We start from the raw sequence: 16,425 nt of genomic DNA, 5'->3' as shown, positions 1-16,425 counted from the left end.
GAACCATGCCCCTATGACCACAGCCAAGAAGATCGTCCTCGACTGCTTCGAGAACATGTTCGTGCACAAGGACTTCGACGCCGCGAGCACGAACGTGCACCCGGATTTCGTCACCCACAGCCCAGGTTTCCCGTCCGGCCGCGACGCTTTCGTCGAAGCGATGCGGAACTCGCCGATGGCGGGCGCGGACGTCGCAGTCAAACGCGTGATCGCCGACGACGAGCACGTCGTCGTGCACCTGCACGTCGTCCGGCCGGGTGAGGAACTCGGCGCGGCCGTCGTCGACATCGTCCGTGTCACGGACGGGCTCATCGTGGAGCACTGGGACGTCAAGCAGCCGGTGCCGCCCGGCGCGGAGATGTTCCAGGGCTTGGAAAGGCAAAGTTCTCTTGGCCGGTGAGAGCACCGGTCGCGGGGCCGAGGAACGCCGCCAGAGCGGTGATCCAATCAGGAGTGACGCGTCCACCCCCGACCTTTGTTCTCGCACGCGAAGGGCGCCGAGCGGTGCGCGGCGGTTGGAGCTGCTGGCGGCCAGCAGCCCGATCGCTGCGGACTTGGTGACACCTAGCCCGTTGTGTCCTGCCGGGCGACCTGGATGCGCTATAGCCTGAGGTTGGAACCCGCAAGGCTGCAATGCCGTCAGCTTGTCGGCACGTGGGTGCAAACGTGGCGTCGGTGAGGGCGGTCGATCAACGCCGGATGGGTGGTCCTATGGCGATCAACGGCAAAGAGATCAACGGACGTCCCCAGGGTCCGACCTCGATGAGTGCGGGGGAGATTCACCGGCCTGTTGTGGCATCGCGATGGGCGGGCGCGCGAGGGGAACTGCTCAGCGCCCGGGGACAGCAAGCCCACATCGACCTAGAGACGCGCGTGACGCGCCGTACCCTGATCTGCGAGGCCTATCGCCGTGGCGACCGCGCGACCGATGTCCTGTTCGACCCCGAGTTCCTCAGCCTCGCCGACGCGCCGGCGGTCATGCAGGCGATCCTGTTCGCCGCATTGACCGTCGGTGCCGCCGACTCGTGCGACCTCCAGCTCTACCATCCACACGACGGCACGCTACGAATCCGCGCCCAGCACGGTTTCTCCCCCGCCTTCCTGACCACCTTCGGCACCCTGACGGCCACCCAACCCAGCGCGTGTGTCGCCGCGCTGACCACCCGACGGCCCGTCCTGGTCGACGACGTCACCCGCAGCCTGATCTTCACCGGACAGCCCACGCTCGATCTCATCCTGGACGCGGGCACCCGCGCTGTGGCGTCCTACCCGCTGCACACCGGGAACGGGAACGTATTCGGTGTGTTGTCGTTTCACTACCGCCGTGCTGGCCTCCAGCACGGCCATCCGGGGCCGGTCGTGCTCGGCGCCAGCCAGGCATTGGCCAACCGCATCCCGCGCTGGGAGTCACCCGCGATCCAGGGCTGGACCGACGTGCCGCTGCTCACCGCGCCACCTCCAGCGGGCACACCCGGCGCGGGGCCCCGCCGGATGGGGTAGTCGCGGGCCGCGTCGAGCCGGACCTGAGGTACCGAAACGCCGGCTACGCCGTTGCTGCTGTTCTAGGGCTTGATGATCAGGCAGGTGCTCGACGCGGTCGCGAGCACCTTGCCCTGACCGTCGCGGATGTCGCCCTCGGCGAACGCGACGCGCGAACCGGCCTTCACGATCCAGCCGTGCGCGCGGATCTCCCCCACCGAGCCGGAAATGGCGCGCAGGTAGTTCACCTTCAGCTCGACCGAGGTGTACCCGACCCCGGCGGGCAGGGTCGAGTGCACCGCGCACGCGACCGCCGAGTCCAGCAGGGTCGCCGCGACGCCGCCGTGCACGGTCCCGATCGGGTTGTACAGCGACTCGTCCGGCGTCGCGGCCAGCACTACGTCGCCTTCGGCCACGCTCACCCAGCGCATGCCGAAATGGGCCGAGATCGGCGCCGGCGGGATCCGCCCTTCGGCGATCCCGGTCAGGTAGTCGAGCCCGGACAGCTCGCGGCCGAGGCGGGCGGTGGGCAGCGGATCCTGCCAGGTCACGGTCTTCTGCCGGGTCTCCGCGGTGGCGTCGACGGTCATGGCTGCCTCCTAAGACGATCGTCCTAGAATTTCCTAAGACGATCGTCCTAGTCAAGGGCTATGCTGGCCGACGTGTCCGACACCACCACCCGCGAGCGGATGGTCTCGACGGCGATGACACTCTTCCGCCGCGAGGGCTATCAGGCGACTTCGTGGCGAAGGCTGGTCGAGCAGGCCGGCACGCCGTGGGGGTCGGCGTACCACCACTTCCCCGGCGGCAAGGAGCAGCTGGCGGTCGCCGCGATCGAACTCGGCACCACCGTCGTGGCGAAGACGATCCGTCGCGCTTTCGAGCGCAACGAGACCGTCGAGGACGCCGTGAGCTGGTGGTACCGCAAGGCGGGAGAGGCGCTGGCCGCCGACGGCTACCGCGGCGGCTGCCCGCTCGCCACGATCACGCTGGAGATGGCGCACGCCTCGCCCGCGATCACCAAGGCGTGTCAGGACGCCTTCGCCGCGTGGCACGTGCTGCTGGTGGACCTGCTCACCGGCCACGGCGCCGAGAACGCCGAGGACCTCGCCACGGCCATCGTGAACAACCTCGAAGGCGCCCTCTTGGTCAGCCGGATCCGCCGGTCACCCGATCCGCTGGAGCGGGCCGCGCGGCACGTCGCGCTCGTGATCCGCGCGGGCAACGGCGAGCGGGGGTAGCGTTCGGAGGCATGATCGGTCTGCCCGACACCATCACGGCCTGCCTCTTCGACCTCGACGGCGTGCTGACCGGAACCGCGGCCCAGCACCGCGAAGCGTGGAAGCGCACCTTCGACGACTTCCTGCGCGCCCGCGACGGCGACTCGTTCTCCCCCTTCACCGACACCGACTACGCGGCCTACGTCGACGGGCGCCCGAGGGCCGACGGCGTCCGCACCTTCCTCGCGTCGCGCGGGATCGAGCTGCCCGAGGGGAAGCCGGACGACGGTGTCGACGCCGCCACCGTCAACGGGGTCGGGAATCGCAAGAACCAGCTGGTGCTGAAGATCATCGACGACGAGGGCGTCACGCCGTACCCGGGTTCCGTGCGGTACCTGGAAGCGGCGAAGGCGGCCGGACTGCGCATCGGCGTCGTCACCTCGTCGGCCAACGGCGCGAAAGTGCTCGACGCCGCCGATCTGACCAAGTTCGTCGAAGCGCGGATCGACGGGATCGTGATCTCCGAGAAGGGCCTGCGCGGCAAGCCGGCCCCCGATTCGTTCCTCGCCGGAGCCGAAGCGTTCGGCGTCGCCCCGGAGAACGCGGCCGTGTTCGAAGACGCGCTCGCGGGTGTGCGGGCCGGGAAGGACGGCGGATTCGGCTACGTGGTCGGGGTGAACCGCGCGCACCAGGCGGGCGAACTGCTCTCGCACGGCGCCGACGTCGTGGTCGACGACCTCGCCGAACTCCTGGAGGACCACAAGTGACCGAATCGTTTCTCCGCGGCTACGAGGTCTCGCCCTGGGAGCTGCGCTGGCACGGCATGGACGTCGACGCGTTGCAGCGCACCGAATCGGCGTTCGCGGTGTCCAACGGGCACATCGGCCTGCGGGGCACACTGGAGGAGGCCGAGCCCCGCGGCCTGCCGGGCACCTATCTCAACGGTTTCTACGAGCAGCACGACCTTCCCTACGCGGAAACCGGTTACGGCTACCCGGAAGAGGGACAGACCGTCGTCAACGTGACCGACGGCAAGGTCATCCGGCTGCTGGTCGAGGACGAACCGCTCGACATGCGGTACGGGCAGGCGACCGACCACGACCGCGTCCTCGACTTCCGGAAGGGCACGCTCGCGCGCGACACCGTGTGGTCCTCCCCGACCGGGCGCCGGGTCCGGGTGAAGACCGAACGCCTGGTCTCCTTCACCCAGCGGGCCGTCGCCGCGATCAGGTACGAGGTCGAACCGCTCGACGACGATCTCCAGCTGGTGGTGCAGTCGGATCTGCTGGCGAACGAACCGGTCGAGTCCGACACGCGGGACCCGCGGGTCGCGGCGGCGCTGGAGTCACCGCTGGTCGGGGAATACCACCACGCGGAGGCCTACCACGCCGTGCTGGTGCACCAGACCCGCAAGTCCGGGCTACGGATGGCCGCCGCGATGGACCACAAGATCGACGTCTCCGATGGCGTCCGCACGCATATCGAAGCCGAAGAAGACCTGGCGCGCCTCACCATCGCCGTGGACGTACCCAAGGGCGCACGGCTGCGAATCACCAAATTCCTCGCCTACGGCTGGTCCGCCCAGCGTTCGGTGCCCGCCGTGCGTGCCCAGGTCGAGGCCGCGCTCGCCGGGGCGCGGCAGACCGGCTGGAAGGGCCTGCTCGCCGAGCAGAAGGACTTCCTCGACGACTTCTGGCAGACCTCCGACATCGAGATCGACGGCGATCCGGAACTGCAGCAGGCGGTGCGGTTCGCGCTCTTCCATCTCCTGCAGGCCGGGGCCCGCGGCGAGACGAGGGCCTTGGCGGGCAAGGGATTGACCGGCCCCGGCTACGACGGGCACGCGTTCTGGGACACCGAGACCTTCGTCCTGCCCGTGCTCACCTACAGCATGCCGGACGCCGCCAGGGACGCGCTGCGCTGGCGTCACTCCACTTTGGACAAAGCGCGGGAAAGGGCGGCGCAGCTCGGTTTGCGTGGCGCGGCGTTCCCCTGGCGGTCCATCAACGGCGCGGAATGCTCGGCGTACTGGCCGGCGGGCACGGCGGCGTTCCATGTCAGCGCGGACATCTCCGACGCCGTCGTGCGCTATCTCAACGCCACCGGCGACGACGAGTTCATGCGGACCTGCGGCGCGGAACTGCTCCTCGAAACCGCGCGGATGTGGTCGTCACTGGGCCATTTCGACCGGCGGGGCCGGTTCCGGATCGACGGTGTCACCGGGCCGGACGAGTACTCCGCGGTGGCGGACAACAACGTCTACACGAACCTCATGGCGCGGCGGAATCTGTTCTACGCCGCCGAAATCTGCGGCGCGCACGCGGACGTGGCGGCCGCTTTCGAGGTCACCGAGGACGAGGTCGCGCAGTGGCGTGCGGCGGCCGAGGCGATGCTGGTGCCCTACGACGAGGATCTCGGCGTCCACCCGCAGTCCGAAGGGTTCCTGGAGCACGACGAGTGGGATTTCGAGGCCACAGACCCTGATTTCTATCCGCTGCTGCTGAATTTCCCGTACTTCGACCTCTACCGCAAGCAGGTCGTCAAGCAGGCGGACCTGGTGCTCGCGCTGCACCTGTGCGGGGATTCCTTCACCCCGGAGGAAAAAGCGCGCGACTTCGCCTACTACGAGGCCCGGACGGTGCGGGATTCCTCGCTGTCGGCGGGAACTCAGGCCGTGGTGGCGGCGGAGGTCGGGCATCTCGACCTGGCCTACGACTACCTCGCCGAGGCTGCGCTCACCGATCTGCACGACGTCCACAACAACGTCCGCAACGGCCTGCACCTGGCCTCACTGGCGGGCGCGTGGCAGGGCACCGTCGCCGGTTTCGGCGGGCTCCGCGACCACGGCGGACGGCTGACCTTCGCGCCGCGCCTGCCGCCACAACTGCGGCGGATCGCGTTCCGGCTGACCTTCCGCGGCACCCGGTTCCAGGTCGAGATCGACCGCGAGGGCGCGACGTATCACGTGATCACCGGGGAGCCGCTGGAACTGGCGCACCACGGCGAGACCTTCACGGTGCACTCCGAACCGGTGCGGATGCCGATCCCGGCGCTGGATCCGGGTCCGGCTCCGGCTCAGCCCGCGGGCCGCGCTCCGGCGCGAAGGCGGCCGAAGAGCTCCTGACCAGGTCAGTCCGGCGGTTCGATGGGCACTTCCCCGCTGCCCGGGACGCCGTCGACCTCGTCGGTGCCGTGCGGCCCGAGATCACGGTTGGGTGCGCTCGGCACGTCGGTCTTCGGCTGGATCCCGCGGAGGTCGTCGAGGTCTTCTTCGTCGTCCTGCCCGAAGCTCTTCTTCGTTTCCCTCATATGTCCGGGGTACCCGTTCACGGCCGGATACGCCAGGTTTCAGGTGGATTAGTCAGGCGGCTTTCGCCGGTTTGCCGTCCAGCGTGACGAGCCCGTCGAGCATGCCGAGCAGCAGTCCGTCCCTGGTGGACCACGGGCAGATGGCGACCTGGCCGCCGGAGAGCGTCAGCAGCGCCTCGGCGACGATCGCGCCCGCGAGCGCCTGGTGCGAACGCTGCCGCGAGATGCCCGGCAGTTCGGCGCGGCGTTTCGCCGGCAGTTTCGCCAGCCGCGGGATCCACGCGCGGAGGTCGTCGAGGTGCAGTTCCCGGGAGCGGGACGGCCTGTCCCCGGCGAGGCGGGCGAGTTGCCGCAGCACCTTGGAGCAGCCGACGGCGCGGTGGTCGCGGATCTGCGGCAGGACGTCCTGCATCGCGTCGCGGACCTCGTCGAGCACGTGCTCCCGCATCGCCCGGACGACCTTGGGCGACGGGCATTCGGTGGCGAACCAGTCCCGCGTCAGCGAGCGGGCCCCGAGCGGCAGCGAATGCGCGAACTCCGCTTCTTCGGCGTTCCCCGCGGCGAGCTCGACGGTCCCGCCGCCGATGTCGAGCACCAGCAGCCCACCGGCCGAAGCGCCGTACCACCGGCGCGCGCCGACGTAGGCCAGTTCGGCCTCGCGGCGGCCGGTGAGGAACCGCAGTTTGACCCCGGTGGCCTTCGCGACGTCGCAGACGACCTGCTTCACGTTGGCCGCGTCGCGGATCGAGGAGGTGGCGAGCGGGTACACGTCCTCGACGCCGTGCTTGGCGGCCATGGTCATGCCCGCCTCGACGGCGGAAGAGACCGCGTCGATGCCGCGCCTGGTCAGGTTTCCGTCATCGTCGAGTTCCCGGTCGAGCCGCAGTCGCGTCTGGTGGCTCAGCACGGGATCGAGCGGCGAACCACCCTTGGCCAGAACCACCAGCCGCGCGCTGAACGACCCGACGTCCAGGACCGCGGCGGACGGCTCGCCGATCTGCTTGCGCACGCGAGGCACCTCACCTTCGTCGCGAACGTATTCCCCCGAGGTCTCGCTTCCACTCCTGATAATGGCGGATTTTCCGGCCGTTCAGGCGTGGTTTACGTTCCCTTTCCACCGGGAGGCCGTTTTTTGACCACGAAGGGGTTACACCGGCGCAGGTCAAGTATACCGTATCGATACAGGTGAGAGGTTCGACTCCTTCGCGTGGCTAACCAACGAGTTCGCGCAACTTCGAAACCTGCGCGACGCGGGCTTCGCGGCCGGGCAGCATCGGGTTGACCACCAGCGTGGTCGCGCCCGCCTCGCGGAAGGCGGCCAGCCGCTCCTTGACGTACCCCTCGGGACCGATCAGCGAGATCGCCCTGATCAGCTCCTTCGGCACCGCCGCGGCGGCCTCGTCCTTCTTGCCGTCCAGGTAGAGGTCCTGGATGAGCTTGGCTTCGGCCTCGTAGCCGTACCGCTGGGCGAGACTGTTGTAGAAGTTCTTGCCCCGGGCGCCCATCCCGCCGATGTACAGCGCCAGCATGCCGCGCAGGTGATCCAGCATCCCGTCGACGTCGTCGCCGATGGCCAGGGCGGTGCCGACGAAGGTGTCCAGTTCGCCCAGCTCCGGGTCGCGCTTCGCCTTGCCCTCGGCCAGCGACGCGCCCCAGACCTCGGAGGCCTTCTCGGGGTGGAAGAAGATCGGCTCCCAGCCCTCGGCGAGTTCGGCGGTGAGCGCGACGTTCTTCGGGCCGATCGAGGCCAGCAGGATCGGGACCCGCGTGCGCACCGGGTGGTTGATCAGCTTCAGCGGCTTGCCGAGGCCTGTGCCCTGCTCCGGCGGCAGCGGGATCGTGTAATGCGTGCCGGAGTGCACGACCTTCTCCCGCCGCCACACCTGACGGCAGATGTCGATGATCTCGCGCGTGCGGCCGAGCGGCGCGTCGTACTTCACGCCGTGGAAACCCTCGATGACCTGCGGACCGGACGCGCCGATGCCGAGGGTGAACCGGCCGTCGGAGACGAAGTCGAGCCCGGCGGCGGTCATCGCGGTCAGCGTCGGCGTCCGCGTGTAGATCTGGAAGATGCCGGAGGCGATCTGGACGCGCTCGGTCTTCGCCGCGACGTAGCCGAGCTGGCTGACCGCGTCGAACGAGTAGGCCTCGGGGACGAAGACGATGTCCAGCCCGGCCTTCTCCAGCTCGACGATGTCCGCCACGCTCTCGGCGAACCCGCCGGCGTAGTTGATCGCGGTCCCGATCCTCATCGTCGTCTCCTAGCGAAGTTACTGAGCGGTTGCTTAGCAACAGTGTCGCGTGAGACCCCCGCGAAGGCAAGACGGCGGGTACCCGAGGGCACCCGCCGTCCTCACGTCGCTCTTCACGTCAGTGAGCGGCCACCCATGCCTTCACCACGTCGTCCAGCACCCGCAGCGGCAGGATCCCGTTACTCAGCACGACCTCGTGGAAGCCCTTGATGTCGAAGCGGTCGCCGAGGGCGGCCTCGGCCTCGGCGCGGATCCGCTCGATCTCCAGCCGTCCCACCATGTACGACAGCGCCTGCCCGGGAACCGCGGCGTAGCGGTCGATCTCGGCCTCGATCTCCACCCTGGCCATCGGCGTGTTCTCGGCGAGATAGTCGACGGCCTGCTGACGGCTCCAGCCGAGCGCGTGCATCCCGGTGTCGACGACCAGCCGCCCGGCCCGCATCGAGTCCTGGGTGAGCATGCCGAACCTGGTCAGTTCGCTGGAGTACAGGCCCATCTCGTCGGCGAGGCGCTCCGAGTAGAGCCCCCAGCCTTCGACGTAGGCGTTGACGTCGGCGTGCCCGCGCAGCATCGGCAGGCCTTCGAGCTTGTGCGCGATGCAGATCTGGAAGTGGTGCCCCGGAACGGCTTCGTGGAAGGCGATCGCCTCGCTCGTGTGCTTGGGACGCTGCTCGGCCTCGTGGGTGTTCGCGTAGTAGGTGCCCGGCCGCGTCCCGTCGAGCGACGCCTCGATGTAGTACGCGAGCGTGCCACCGGGGGCCTCCGCGGGCGGGACCGGCTCGACCTGGCACCGCTCCTCGGGAATGGTCGAGAACCACTGCGGGGCAACGGCTTCGGCGCGGGTGATGGCATCACGCGCGGCGTCGAGCAGTTCGTCGCCGTCTCGCCAGCGCAGGGCCGGGTCGGTGCGGAGCCGCTCGAAGATCTCGCCGAGATCCTTGGTACCGAAGATCTTCTCGCCCAGTTCGCGGTACTGGTCGGCCAGTTTCGCGATCATGCCGAGCCCGGTGTCGTGCAGATCCCGCGCGGTGCGCTCGGTGGAGGTGTGCGCCCGGATCAGCGCGGCGTACTTCTCCTGCCCGCCGGGAAGCGCGCACAGTCCCGGCTCCTTTTCGGACTTCGCCACGGGACGCAGCTCGGTGGCGAGGAAATCGCGGTACCGGGTGTACGCGGGACGGACGACCTCGGCCAGCAGCCGGTCCCGTTCCGCCTCGTATCCCTCCACGGAAACGGACGCGGTGAGCGCCAGCGGGTCACCCGCCTCGTCACCGAGATAGCGCTCCACGTAAGCGATCCCGCCTTCGACAAGGAAGCCGGGCGGGATCAGCCCGTCGGCCGCCGCCGCGCGCTGGCGCACGATCAGGGCGTCCAGGTAGGCGCCCAATCCGTTCAGCCGCTTCAGGTACCCCCGGACCTTCTCCTCGTCGTTCAGCGACAGCACCGCGAGTTCGTTGAGCAAGAACAACGCGGGCGAGGCCAGCCCGTCGCTCACCGAGAACTCGGCGGCGCGGGAGTCGATCACGTCGACCATCGCCTTCGCCTGCTGGATCACGACTTCACGGGTGACCGCCTCGGCCGGGGAAAGCCCTTCGGTGCTCAACGCTTCGGCGCGTTCGGCGATGGCGACCGCCGACGCGCGCTGCGCGGCCGCGGCCTCCGCGCTCGGATCCGGCATGGAGCCCTCGTCACCGGGGAGCCCGAGCAGCGAACGCCACAGCGGGAGCTCTTCGAACTTGAGCTCCATCAGCTCTTCGGCGAGGCCGTTCGGGGTGTCGCCGTGGCCGGCGACCCAGTCGCGGACCACGCCGTTCAGCACCGAAAGCGGGAGCGCCCCGCCGCCGAGGACGACGTCGTGGAAGGCCTTGATGTCGAACCGGCTGCCCAGGGTCAGCTCGGCTTCGGCGCGGATGCGCTGGATCTCCAGCCGTCCCACCATGTACGACAGCGCCTGGCCGGGGAAGGCGATGTAACGGTCCACTTCGGACTCGATCTCGACCAGCGCCATCGGCGTGTTCTCGGTGAGGAAGTCGATGGCCTGACGGCGGCTCCAGCCCAGCGCGTGCAGCCCGGTGTCCACGACCAGGCGTCCGGCGCGCATCGAATCCATGGTCAGCATGCCGAGTTTGGCGACGTCGTCGGAGTACAGCCCCATCTCGTCGGCGAGACGCTCCGTGTAGAGACCCCAGCCCTCCGCGTACGCGGTGAAGTCACCGATGCGGCGCAGCAGCGGCAACTCGGTGAGGCTCTGCGCGAGGCTCAGCTGGAAGTGGTGGCCCGGGATGGCCTCGTGGAACGCCGTCGCCTCCGCCGCGTGCCGGAACCGCTCCTCGGCCTTGTGCGTGTTGGCGAAGTAGATCCCCGGCCGGGAGCCGTCGACCGCGGGCCACATGTAGTACGCGGCGGGCGCGCCGGGCGCGGATTCGGCGGGGACCGGCTCGACCGTCCACGGCTGCGGCGGGATCCGGCCGAACCAGTTCGGTGCCTCGGTCTCGGCCCTGGTGATGGCCGCGCGGGCGGAGTCCAGCAGCTCGTCGGCACTGGACCAGCGCAGGGCCGGGTCGGTGCGGAGTTTGGTGAAGATGTCGGCGAGGTCGGTGGTGCCGAAGACGCGGGAGCCGTACTCGCGGTACTCGGCGGCGAGGTTCGCGATCACGTCGAGCCCGGTCTGGTGCAGCTCGCGCGGGGTGCGGACGGTCGTGGTGTGCATCTCGGCGAGCAGCGCGTAGATGCGCTCGCCGTCGGGCAGCCAGCAGACGCCGGGCTTGTCCTCGGGACGGCCGTGCGGCGCGATCTCGGTCGCGAGGACCTCGCGGTACTCGGCGATCGCGGGCCGGACGACGTCGCGCAGCAGGTCGGCGCGGCGGGTCTCGAAGTCCTCGTCCGGCGCGGGCTGGCGCAGCAGCGGGTCGGCCGACGGCTCGGCGAGGTGACGGTCGAGGTACGCGACGGCGGCGTCGACGAGGTACGCGACCGGGACCAGGCCGCGGGCGACGCCGTCACGATGCCGCTGCGCGGCCTGCCGGAGGTACTGCGGGATCGCGGCGATCCGCCCGAGATGCGCCTCCGCCTGCGCGCCCGTGCCGACCGACATCATCGGCAGCACGGTGAGCACCTCGGCGGCGGGCGAGATGAACAGGTCACTGATCGTGAACTCGACGAACCGTGAGTCCAGCAGCGCGATCCTCGCCCGTGCCGTCGCGATCAGGACGTCCCGGGTGGTCTTCTCCTCCGCGCTCAGGCCCTCGGTGCCGAGCGCCTCGGCCCTCCCGGCGAGCTCGGCCAGCTTCGTGCGAAAGGCGTCTCCCGCGGCCTCGCCGAGATCGGTGAGCCCGGTCGATTCGGGACGGAAGCCCTGCAAGGCGGGCATGACCGGCTCGGCGTCGAACAGGACTTCGACGAACTCGTCGGCGAGGGCGGAGACTTCGCTCATGTTTCTTCCCCAGGGGTCGGTGGAGGCGGTGCCTCCGACCCTAATGGAGACCGCGTACTACCGAAGCCGGGTTTTGCCGCGCGTGGGCGGCCACTCCCACGGTGCCCGGAGCGAGACGGTAGCGTTCCCGGACGTGGCCGTGACCGATCCCGTGGACATCCGCCTGCTCGCCGCCCTCGCGGACCTGGGCAAGGCGGCCGTGCACGAACTCGCGGCGAAGGTCGGCATGGATCCGCGTGAGGTCGCGTACCGCCTGGTCGCCCTCTCCGGCAGCGGGTTGCCGCTGCTCGTCGGCGTGGAGAGCGACCCGAACGGGTTACGGGCGGCCATCGCGAGCTCACCGCCGTCGTGGGCACAGCAACAACCTCAGCAGCCTCCCCAGCCCCAGCAGCCCCCTCAGCCTCAGCGACCGCCGGGGCATTCCGGGCCGCACAACGTCCAAGGCACGCCCTCCGGTCCGTACAACGTCCAGGGGACGCCGTCGGGCGCTTACAACGTGCACGGCACGCCGTCGGGCCGCTACCCCGGTCCGCCGTCGGCTCCGGTGCGCCAGCCGATGGCGCCGCCTCAGCAGCCTCCGCTCCAGCGTCCGCCCGCCCCGCCGCAGCAGCAGTTCGCGCCCCCGCCGGCGCCCGCCGACCCGGTGATGAGCACCTGGGGTGTCCCGCAGACCTCGTCCTGGGCCCGCGGCGACGAGCAGCAGCCCTCGCCGCGGCAGGCCCCGGAGGGCAAGAAGGGCAAGACCGGCGACGTCATGGAGACCCAGGGACTGGAGGGCGAGCAGCTCACCGTCCAGCTGCTCGAGGTCCAGGACCCGGCCGACTATCTGTTCAGCGCGGCGGGCTACTCGCTGGAGACCGGGGAGCGGTCGGTCGTGGTGCACACCGAGATCACCAACCGCGGGAACATCCCGTTCGTGTCGCTTCCGGACAACTACCTCGAACTGCTCACCGCGGACGGCAAGCCGATCGCGAAGGCGCCGGTCTCGCTGACCTCGCGGCCGCCGCACAAGATCGGCGTCCGGCCGGGCGAGACGCTCGGCGGGCACACCGTCTACGTGCTGCCGGACGCCACCCGCGTGGTCGCCGTGCGCTGGTCACCGCGACCGGAACCGGACGAACGCACGCTGACCTGGTCGATCGACGACTGAGGTCGCCCGAACCCGCGTTTAGTCCTCTGAACGCGGACCGCATTCAGAGGACTAAACGCGCAGCGGCTAGTTCTCGTCCTGCAGGATCCGTAGCGCGTTCGCCAGGTCGTCCGGGTACTCCGACTCGAACTCGACCCAGCGCCCGTCGGACGGATGCGCGAACCCGAGCGTCTTCGCGTGCAGCCACTGCCGGGAAAGCCCGAGCTTGCGCGCGAGCACCGGGTCGGCGCCGTAGGTCAGGTCACCGACGCACGGGTGCTTGAGCGCCGAGAAGTGCACGCGGATCTGGTGCGTGCGGCCGGTCTCCAGCTTGATCTTGGCCAGCGACGCGGCACGGAAGGCCTCGACGACCTCGTAGTGCGTGACGCTGGGCCGTCCGCCCTGGACGACGGCGAACTTGTAGTCGTGCCGGGGGTGCCGGTCGATCGGCGCGTCGATGGTGCCGCGTGTCGGATCCGGGTGCCCCTGGACGATGGCGTGGTAGCCCTTGTCGACGGTGCGTTCCTTGAACGCCCGCTTCATCACGGTGTACGCGTGCTCGCTCTTGGCCACGACCATCACGCCGGTGGTGCCGGCGTCCAGCCGGTGCACGACGCCCTGGCGTTCGGCCGCGCCCGAGGTCGCGATCCGCAGGCCGGCCGCGGCGAGCCCGCCGACGACGGTCGGGCCGGTCCAGCCGGGGCTCGGGTGCACGGCGACGCCGACCGGCTTCGAAATCACCACGATGTCGTCATCGTCGTGCAGGATCTTCATGCCCTCGACGGGTTCCGCGACGACCTCGATGGCCGACGCCGGGTCGGGCAGCGTCACTTCGAGCAGCCCGCCGGCGGACAGCCGGTCCGACTTCCCGGCGGGCCTGCCGTCGAGCAGGATCTCACCGGATTCGGCCAGTTCCGCCACGACCGTGCGGGAAAGTCCCAGCAGTTTCGCCAGTCCCGCGTCGACGCGCATGCCGTCGAGCCCGTCGGGGACGGGTAACATCCGCGCGCTCATTCGCTCGCCGCCTTCTTCTTGTCCTTTGTAGACGATCCGTCGTAGTCCTTGCCCAGCAAGGAAAGGATCACGATGAGCACGCCGCCGACGCAGATCGCGGAATCGGCGACGTTGAAGATCGCCCAGCCCTGCCCGTTCGGCGCGAACGCGGAGATCATGTCGACCACGTGACCCTGCAGCGGGCCGGGGGCGCGGAAGATCCGGTCGGTCAGGTTGCCGAGCGCGCCCGCCAGCACCAGGCCGAGGCCGATCGCCCAGCCGACCGAACGCAGCCGCCGGGCCAGCCAGACGATGGCGACCACGACGGCGACCGCGACCAGCGCGAGCACCCAGGTCAGCCCGGTCGCCATCGAGAAGGCGGCACCGGGGTTGCGCACCAGCTGGAAGTACACCAGCCCGCCGAGGAACTCGACCGGCTGCTTGCCCTCCAGCGTCGACACGGCGATCTGCTTGGTGAGGAGGTCGATCCCCCACAGCACCGCGGCGACGACGAACACGACGGCGACGCGCTTCTTGGGCAGCGGCGGCGCCGGTGGCGCGGTTTCGGGCTCTGTACTCACTCCCCCATTGTCCACGGAGCGTGCTCAGGTCTCCTCGGCGGCTGTCTTCGGCCTGCTCAGCAGGGCCGCGAACGCACCGGCGAGCGCGACCAGCGACGAAAGCACCAGCGCGAGCTGTCCTTGAGCGAGCACGACCGCGCAAAGCACGTAGGCCGCGGTCACGACCAGCACGAGCACGCTGCGGTCCAGCCAGGCGAGCGCGACCAGGCCCAGCGTGAGCAGGATCGCGCTCCGCGCGTCGCCCTCGATTTCGAATTCCCAGAAACCGACCAGATCCGCCAGCAGGATGGCGACCAGCCCGCCGACCGCGATCGCGGCGACCTTCCACCATCGCACGGGTCGCGACCGATAGGCGTAGAAGAGCACCGTGCCGAGATAGACCGCGAGGACGGCGAACAGCCAGTTGTCCATCCTGCTCATGCCGACGACCGAGACCGCGGTCGCGTTCTCGCGGCTCATCTCCACACCTTGGAGCGTGCCGAACACGCCGCCGCTCCCGTAAGGCGTGTAAGCGAACCACCCTCCGGGCGGGCCGGTACCGACGGACAGGGCCACCACCGCCAGTTGGGCGAATCCCAGTAACGCCAGCGGAAACCAGTAACGCGGTCGCTCGTTCCCCATGCGGGGTGAGGGTAGTGGGTCAGGCGCAGAACGGGGGCAGTTCGCGCGGATCGTTCTCCGGCACCCAGCGGCCCTCGGGCTTTTCGTACTGCCAGCGCGCGCCGCGGGCGACGATCTGGCGCAGGGCCAGGACGAGCCGGTCCACGTGTTCGGTGGTGCTGCCGAGGCCGAGGCTGACCCGGATGGCCTGCTGCCCGGTCGATCCGGCGGCGGAGATCAGCCGCTTGGTCGCCACGTGCGCGCAGAACGCGCCGTCCCGGACGCCGATGCCGTACTCCGCGGACAGGACGGCGGCGACCCAGCCCGGCTCGAAGCCGTCGACGACGAAGCTGAGCGTGCCGACCCGATCGACCGGCGCGTCGAACAGCCGCAGCTCGGCGAATCCGGGGATACCGGCGAGACCGCGACGCAGCCGCGCCAGCAGCTCGTCCTCGTGGGCGACGATCGCGTCCCAGTTCCCGGCCAGTTCCTGGCAGGCGACACCGAGCGCGTAGACGCCGACGGTGTTGGGGGAACCGGCTTCGTGCCGCTCGGCGCCCGCGTTCCAGACCACGCCGAGGTCTTCGGTGTCGCGGGTGACGAGCTTCGTCGCACCGCCGCCGGCGAGGTACGGCTGGGCGGCGCGCAGCCAGTCGGCGCGGCCGATCAGCGCACCGGCGCCGAAAGGTGCGTACAGCTTGTGGCCCGACAGCGCGATGTAGTCGACGTCCAGTTTGCGCACGGAGATCTTGCGGTGCGGCGCGAGCTGCGCCGCGTCGAGCGCGATCCGGGCGCCGTGGCGCCGGGCGACGGCGGCGATCTCCTTGACCGGCAACAGTTCCCCGGTCACGTTGGACGCGCCGGTGATGACGACCAGCCGCGGGCCCTGCGGGCAGTCCGCGAGGGCTTCGTCCACAGCGGACACCGCGGCGAGGCGGGTGCGCGGCGTCTGGATCCGGCGGACGTTCGGACCCTTCCACGGCAGCAGGGCGGCGTGGTGGTCGGTGTCGAACACGACGACCGACGTGTGCTTCGGCAGGCTGCGGGCGAGAAGGTTGAAGGAATCGGTGGTGTTGCGGGTGAACACGACGGTGTCGGTCGACCGCGCGTCGACGAAGTCCCGCAGGATCCCGCGGGTGCGCTCGTAGAGCTTGGTGGAGATCTGCGAGGCGAATCCGGCGCCGCGGTGGACGCTGGCGTACCACGGAAGGAACTCGTCGACCGCGTCGCGCACCTTGTCCAGACAGGGAGCGCTCGCCGCGTGATCGAGGTTGGCGTACCCGATTTCGCCGCCGGTGACCAGCGGAACCCGCAGACCGGCACAAGCCACCGTCGGGATTTCGTGCGAGACAACGGTTTCCGCGACAACGGCGGGGGCGTTCGTGCGTTCGAGAGCGAGCGTCATGGTCATCCTCCGGGCCAGGGGACCCGA

The 16,425-nt window shown here is 69.8% G+C and carries 15 protein-coding genes; 6 read left to right on the top strand and 9 right to left on the bottom strand.

Annotated features, from left to right (window positions below):
* The first annotated feature begins 13 nt into the window (after positions 1-13).
* Positions 14-400 carry a nuclear transport factor 2 family protein gene (locus tag IE302_RS28845; protein WP_191257572.1) on the top strand — a complete coding sequence of 129 codons (387 nt, stop codon included), beginning with the start codon at positions 14-16 and terminating at the stop codon, positions 398-400.
* Between the two features lie 473 nt (positions 401-873).
* A complete protein-coding gene (locus tag IE302_RS28840) occupies positions 874-1,500 on the top strand; it encodes a GAF domain-containing protein (protein WP_191257571.1) in 627 nt (208 codons plus the stop codon).
* 62 nt (positions 1,501-1,562) lie between these two features.
* Here the strand turns inward: IE302_RS28840 and IE302_RS28835 are convergent, their stop codons facing one another.
* Positions 1,563-2,069 (bottom strand): PaaI family thioesterase, encoded by a 507-nt coding sequence (locus tag IE302_RS28835; RefSeq protein ID WP_191257570.1) that lies wholly within the window; start codon positions 2,067-2,069, stop codon positions 1,563-1,565.
* 72 nt (positions 2,070-2,141) lie between these two features.
* Here IE302_RS28835 and IE302_RS28830 point away from each other — a divergent pair, with 72 nt between their 5' ends.
* From IE302_RS28830 to IE302_RS28820, 3 genes are read left to right on the top strand one after another with little or no spacing between them, the layout of a single operon-like run.
* Positions 2,142-2,720 (top strand): TetR/AcrR family transcriptional regulator, encoded by a 579-nt coding sequence (locus tag IE302_RS28830; RefSeq protein ID WP_229907980.1) that lies wholly within the window; start codon positions 2,142-2,144, stop codon positions 2,718-2,720.
* An 11-nt stretch (positions 2,721-2,731) separates the two neighbouring features.
* Positions 2,732-3,466 carry an HAD family hydrolase gene (locus IE302_RS28825; protein WP_191257568.1) on the top strand — a complete coding sequence of 245 codons (735 nt, stop codon included), beginning with the start codon at positions 2,732-2,734 and terminating at the stop codon, positions 3,464-3,466.
* Positions 3,463-5,823, top strand: coding sequence for a glycoside hydrolase family 65 protein (locus IE302_RS28820; RefSeq protein WP_191257567.1), 2,361 nt, complete (start codon positions 3,463-3,465; stop codon positions 5,821-5,823). Before IE302_RS28825 ends, IE302_RS28820 begins: the two co-directional genes overlap by 4 nt.
* Before the next feature lie 5 nt (positions 5,824-5,828).
* Here the strand turns inward: IE302_RS28820 and IE302_RS28815 are convergent, their stop codons facing one another.
* The 4 genes from IE302_RS28815 to IE302_RS28800 form a co-directional block, all read right to left on the bottom strand.
* A complete protein-coding gene (locus IE302_RS28815) occupies positions 5,829-6,008 on the bottom strand; it encodes a hypothetical protein (RefSeq protein ID WP_191257566.1) in 180 nt (59 codons plus the stop codon).
* Positions 6,009-6,060: 52 nt separating this feature from the next.
* Positions 6,061-7,017 carry a Ppx/GppA phosphatase family protein gene (locus IE302_RS28810; RefSeq protein WP_191257565.1) on the bottom strand — a complete coding sequence of 319 codons (957 nt, stop codon included), beginning with the start codon at positions 7,015-7,017 and terminating at the stop codon, positions 6,061-6,063.
* Between the two features lie 202 nt (positions 7,018-7,219).
* Positions 7,220-8,260, bottom strand: coding sequence for an LLM class F420-dependent oxidoreductase (locus IE302_RS28805; RefSeq protein WP_191257564.1), 1,041 nt, complete (start codon positions 8,258-8,260; stop codon positions 7,220-7,222).
* A gap of 118 nt (positions 8,261-8,378) precedes the next feature.
* Positions 8,379-11,690 (bottom strand): DUF885 domain-containing protein, encoded by a 3,312-nt coding sequence (locus IE302_RS28800; RefSeq protein ID WP_191257563.1) that lies wholly within the window; start codon positions 11,688-11,690, stop codon positions 8,379-8,381.
* A 133-nt stretch (positions 11,691-11,823) separates the two neighbouring features.
* Between IE302_RS28800 and IE302_RS28795 the strand changes: the two genes are divergently transcribed.
* On the top strand, positions 11,824-12,840 hold the full coding sequence (locus IE302_RS28795) for an Lrp/AsnC family transcriptional regulator (RefSeq protein WP_191257562.1): 1,017 nt from the start codon (positions 11,824-11,826) through the stop codon (positions 12,838-12,840).
* Positions 12,841-12,906: 66 nt separating this feature from the next.
* Here IE302_RS28795 and IE302_RS28790 read toward each other — a convergent pair whose 3' ends face one another.
* The 4 genes from IE302_RS28790 to IE302_RS28775 are packed head-to-tail and all read right to left on the bottom strand — an operon-like array spanning position 12,907 to position 16,398.
* On the bottom strand, positions 12,907-13,833 hold the full coding sequence (locus IE302_RS28790) for an RluA family pseudouridine synthase (RefSeq protein WP_191257561.1): 927 nt from the start codon (positions 13,831-13,833) through the stop codon (positions 12,907-12,909).
* Positions 13,830-14,393, bottom strand: coding sequence for a signal peptidase II (gene lspA / locus IE302_RS28785; RefSeq protein ID WP_191257560.1), 564 nt, complete (start codon positions 14,391-14,393; stop codon positions 13,830-13,832). The genes IE302_RS28790 and lspA overlap by 4 nt, the downstream gene beginning before the upstream one ends.
* 24 nt (positions 14,394-14,417) lie before the next feature.
* On the bottom strand, positions 14,418-15,014 hold the full coding sequence (locus IE302_RS28780; protein WP_191257559.1) for a hypothetical protein: 597 nt from the start codon (positions 15,012-15,014) through the stop codon (positions 14,418-14,420).
* Positions 15,015-15,033: 19 nt separating this feature from the next.
* Positions 15,034-16,398: an aminotransferase class V-fold PLP-dependent enzyme gene (locus tag IE302_RS28775; RefSeq protein ID WP_191257558.1), complete on the bottom strand. Its 1,365-nt coding sequence runs from the start codon at positions 16,396-16,398 to the stop codon at positions 15,034-15,036.
* Positions 16,399-16,425 lie beyond the last annotated feature (27 nt).

This window comes from Amycolatopsis oliviviridis, assembly GCF_014654365.1.
Classification (GTDB): Bacteria; Actinomycetota; Actinomycetes; order Mycobacteriales; family Pseudonocardiaceae; genus Amycolatopsis; species Amycolatopsis oliviviridis.
This window is presented reverse-complemented; position numbering and strand designations above follow the sequence as displayed.

What these genes read in the sequence shown, in the direction of transcription:
- IE302_RS28815 (WP_191257566.1), bottom strand. Translation starts at nt 6,008, where the DNA reads ATGAGGGAAACGAAGAAGAGCTTCGGGCAGGACGACGAAGAAGACCTC.
- IE302_RS28790 (WP_191257561.1), bottom strand. Translation starts at nt 13,833, where the DNA reads ATGAGCGCGCGGATGTTACCCGTCCCCGACGGGCTCGACGGCATGCGC.
- IE302_RS28835 (WP_191257570.1), bottom strand. Translation starts at nt 2,069, where the DNA reads ATGACCGTCGACGCCACCGCGGAGACCCGGCAGAAGACCGTGACCTGG.
- IE302_RS28800 (WP_191257563.1), bottom strand. Translation starts at nt 11,690, where the DNA reads ATGAGCGAAGTCTCCGCCCTCGCCGACGAGTTCGTCGAAGTCCTGTTC.
- IE302_RS28845 (WP_191257572.1), top strand. Translation starts at nt 14, where the DNA reads ATGACCACAGCCAAGAAGATCGTCCTCGACTGCTTCGAGAACATGTTC.
- IE302_RS28825 (WP_191257568.1), top strand. Translation starts at nt 2,732, where the DNA reads ATGATCGGTCTGCCCGACACCATCACGGCCTGCCTCTTCGACCTCGAC.
- IE302_RS28775 (WP_191257558.1), bottom strand. Translation starts at nt 16,398, where the DNA reads ATGACGCTCGCTCTCGAACGCACGAACGCCCCCGCCGTTGTCGCGGAA.
- IE302_RS28780 (WP_191257559.1), bottom strand. Translation starts at nt 15,014, where the DNA reads ATGGGGAACGAGCGACCGCGTTACTGGTTTCCGCTGGCGTTACTGGGA.
- IE302_RS28805 (WP_191257564.1), bottom strand. Translation starts at nt 8,260, where the DNA reads ATGAGGATCGGGACCGCGATCAACTACGCCGGCGGGTTCGCCGAGAGC.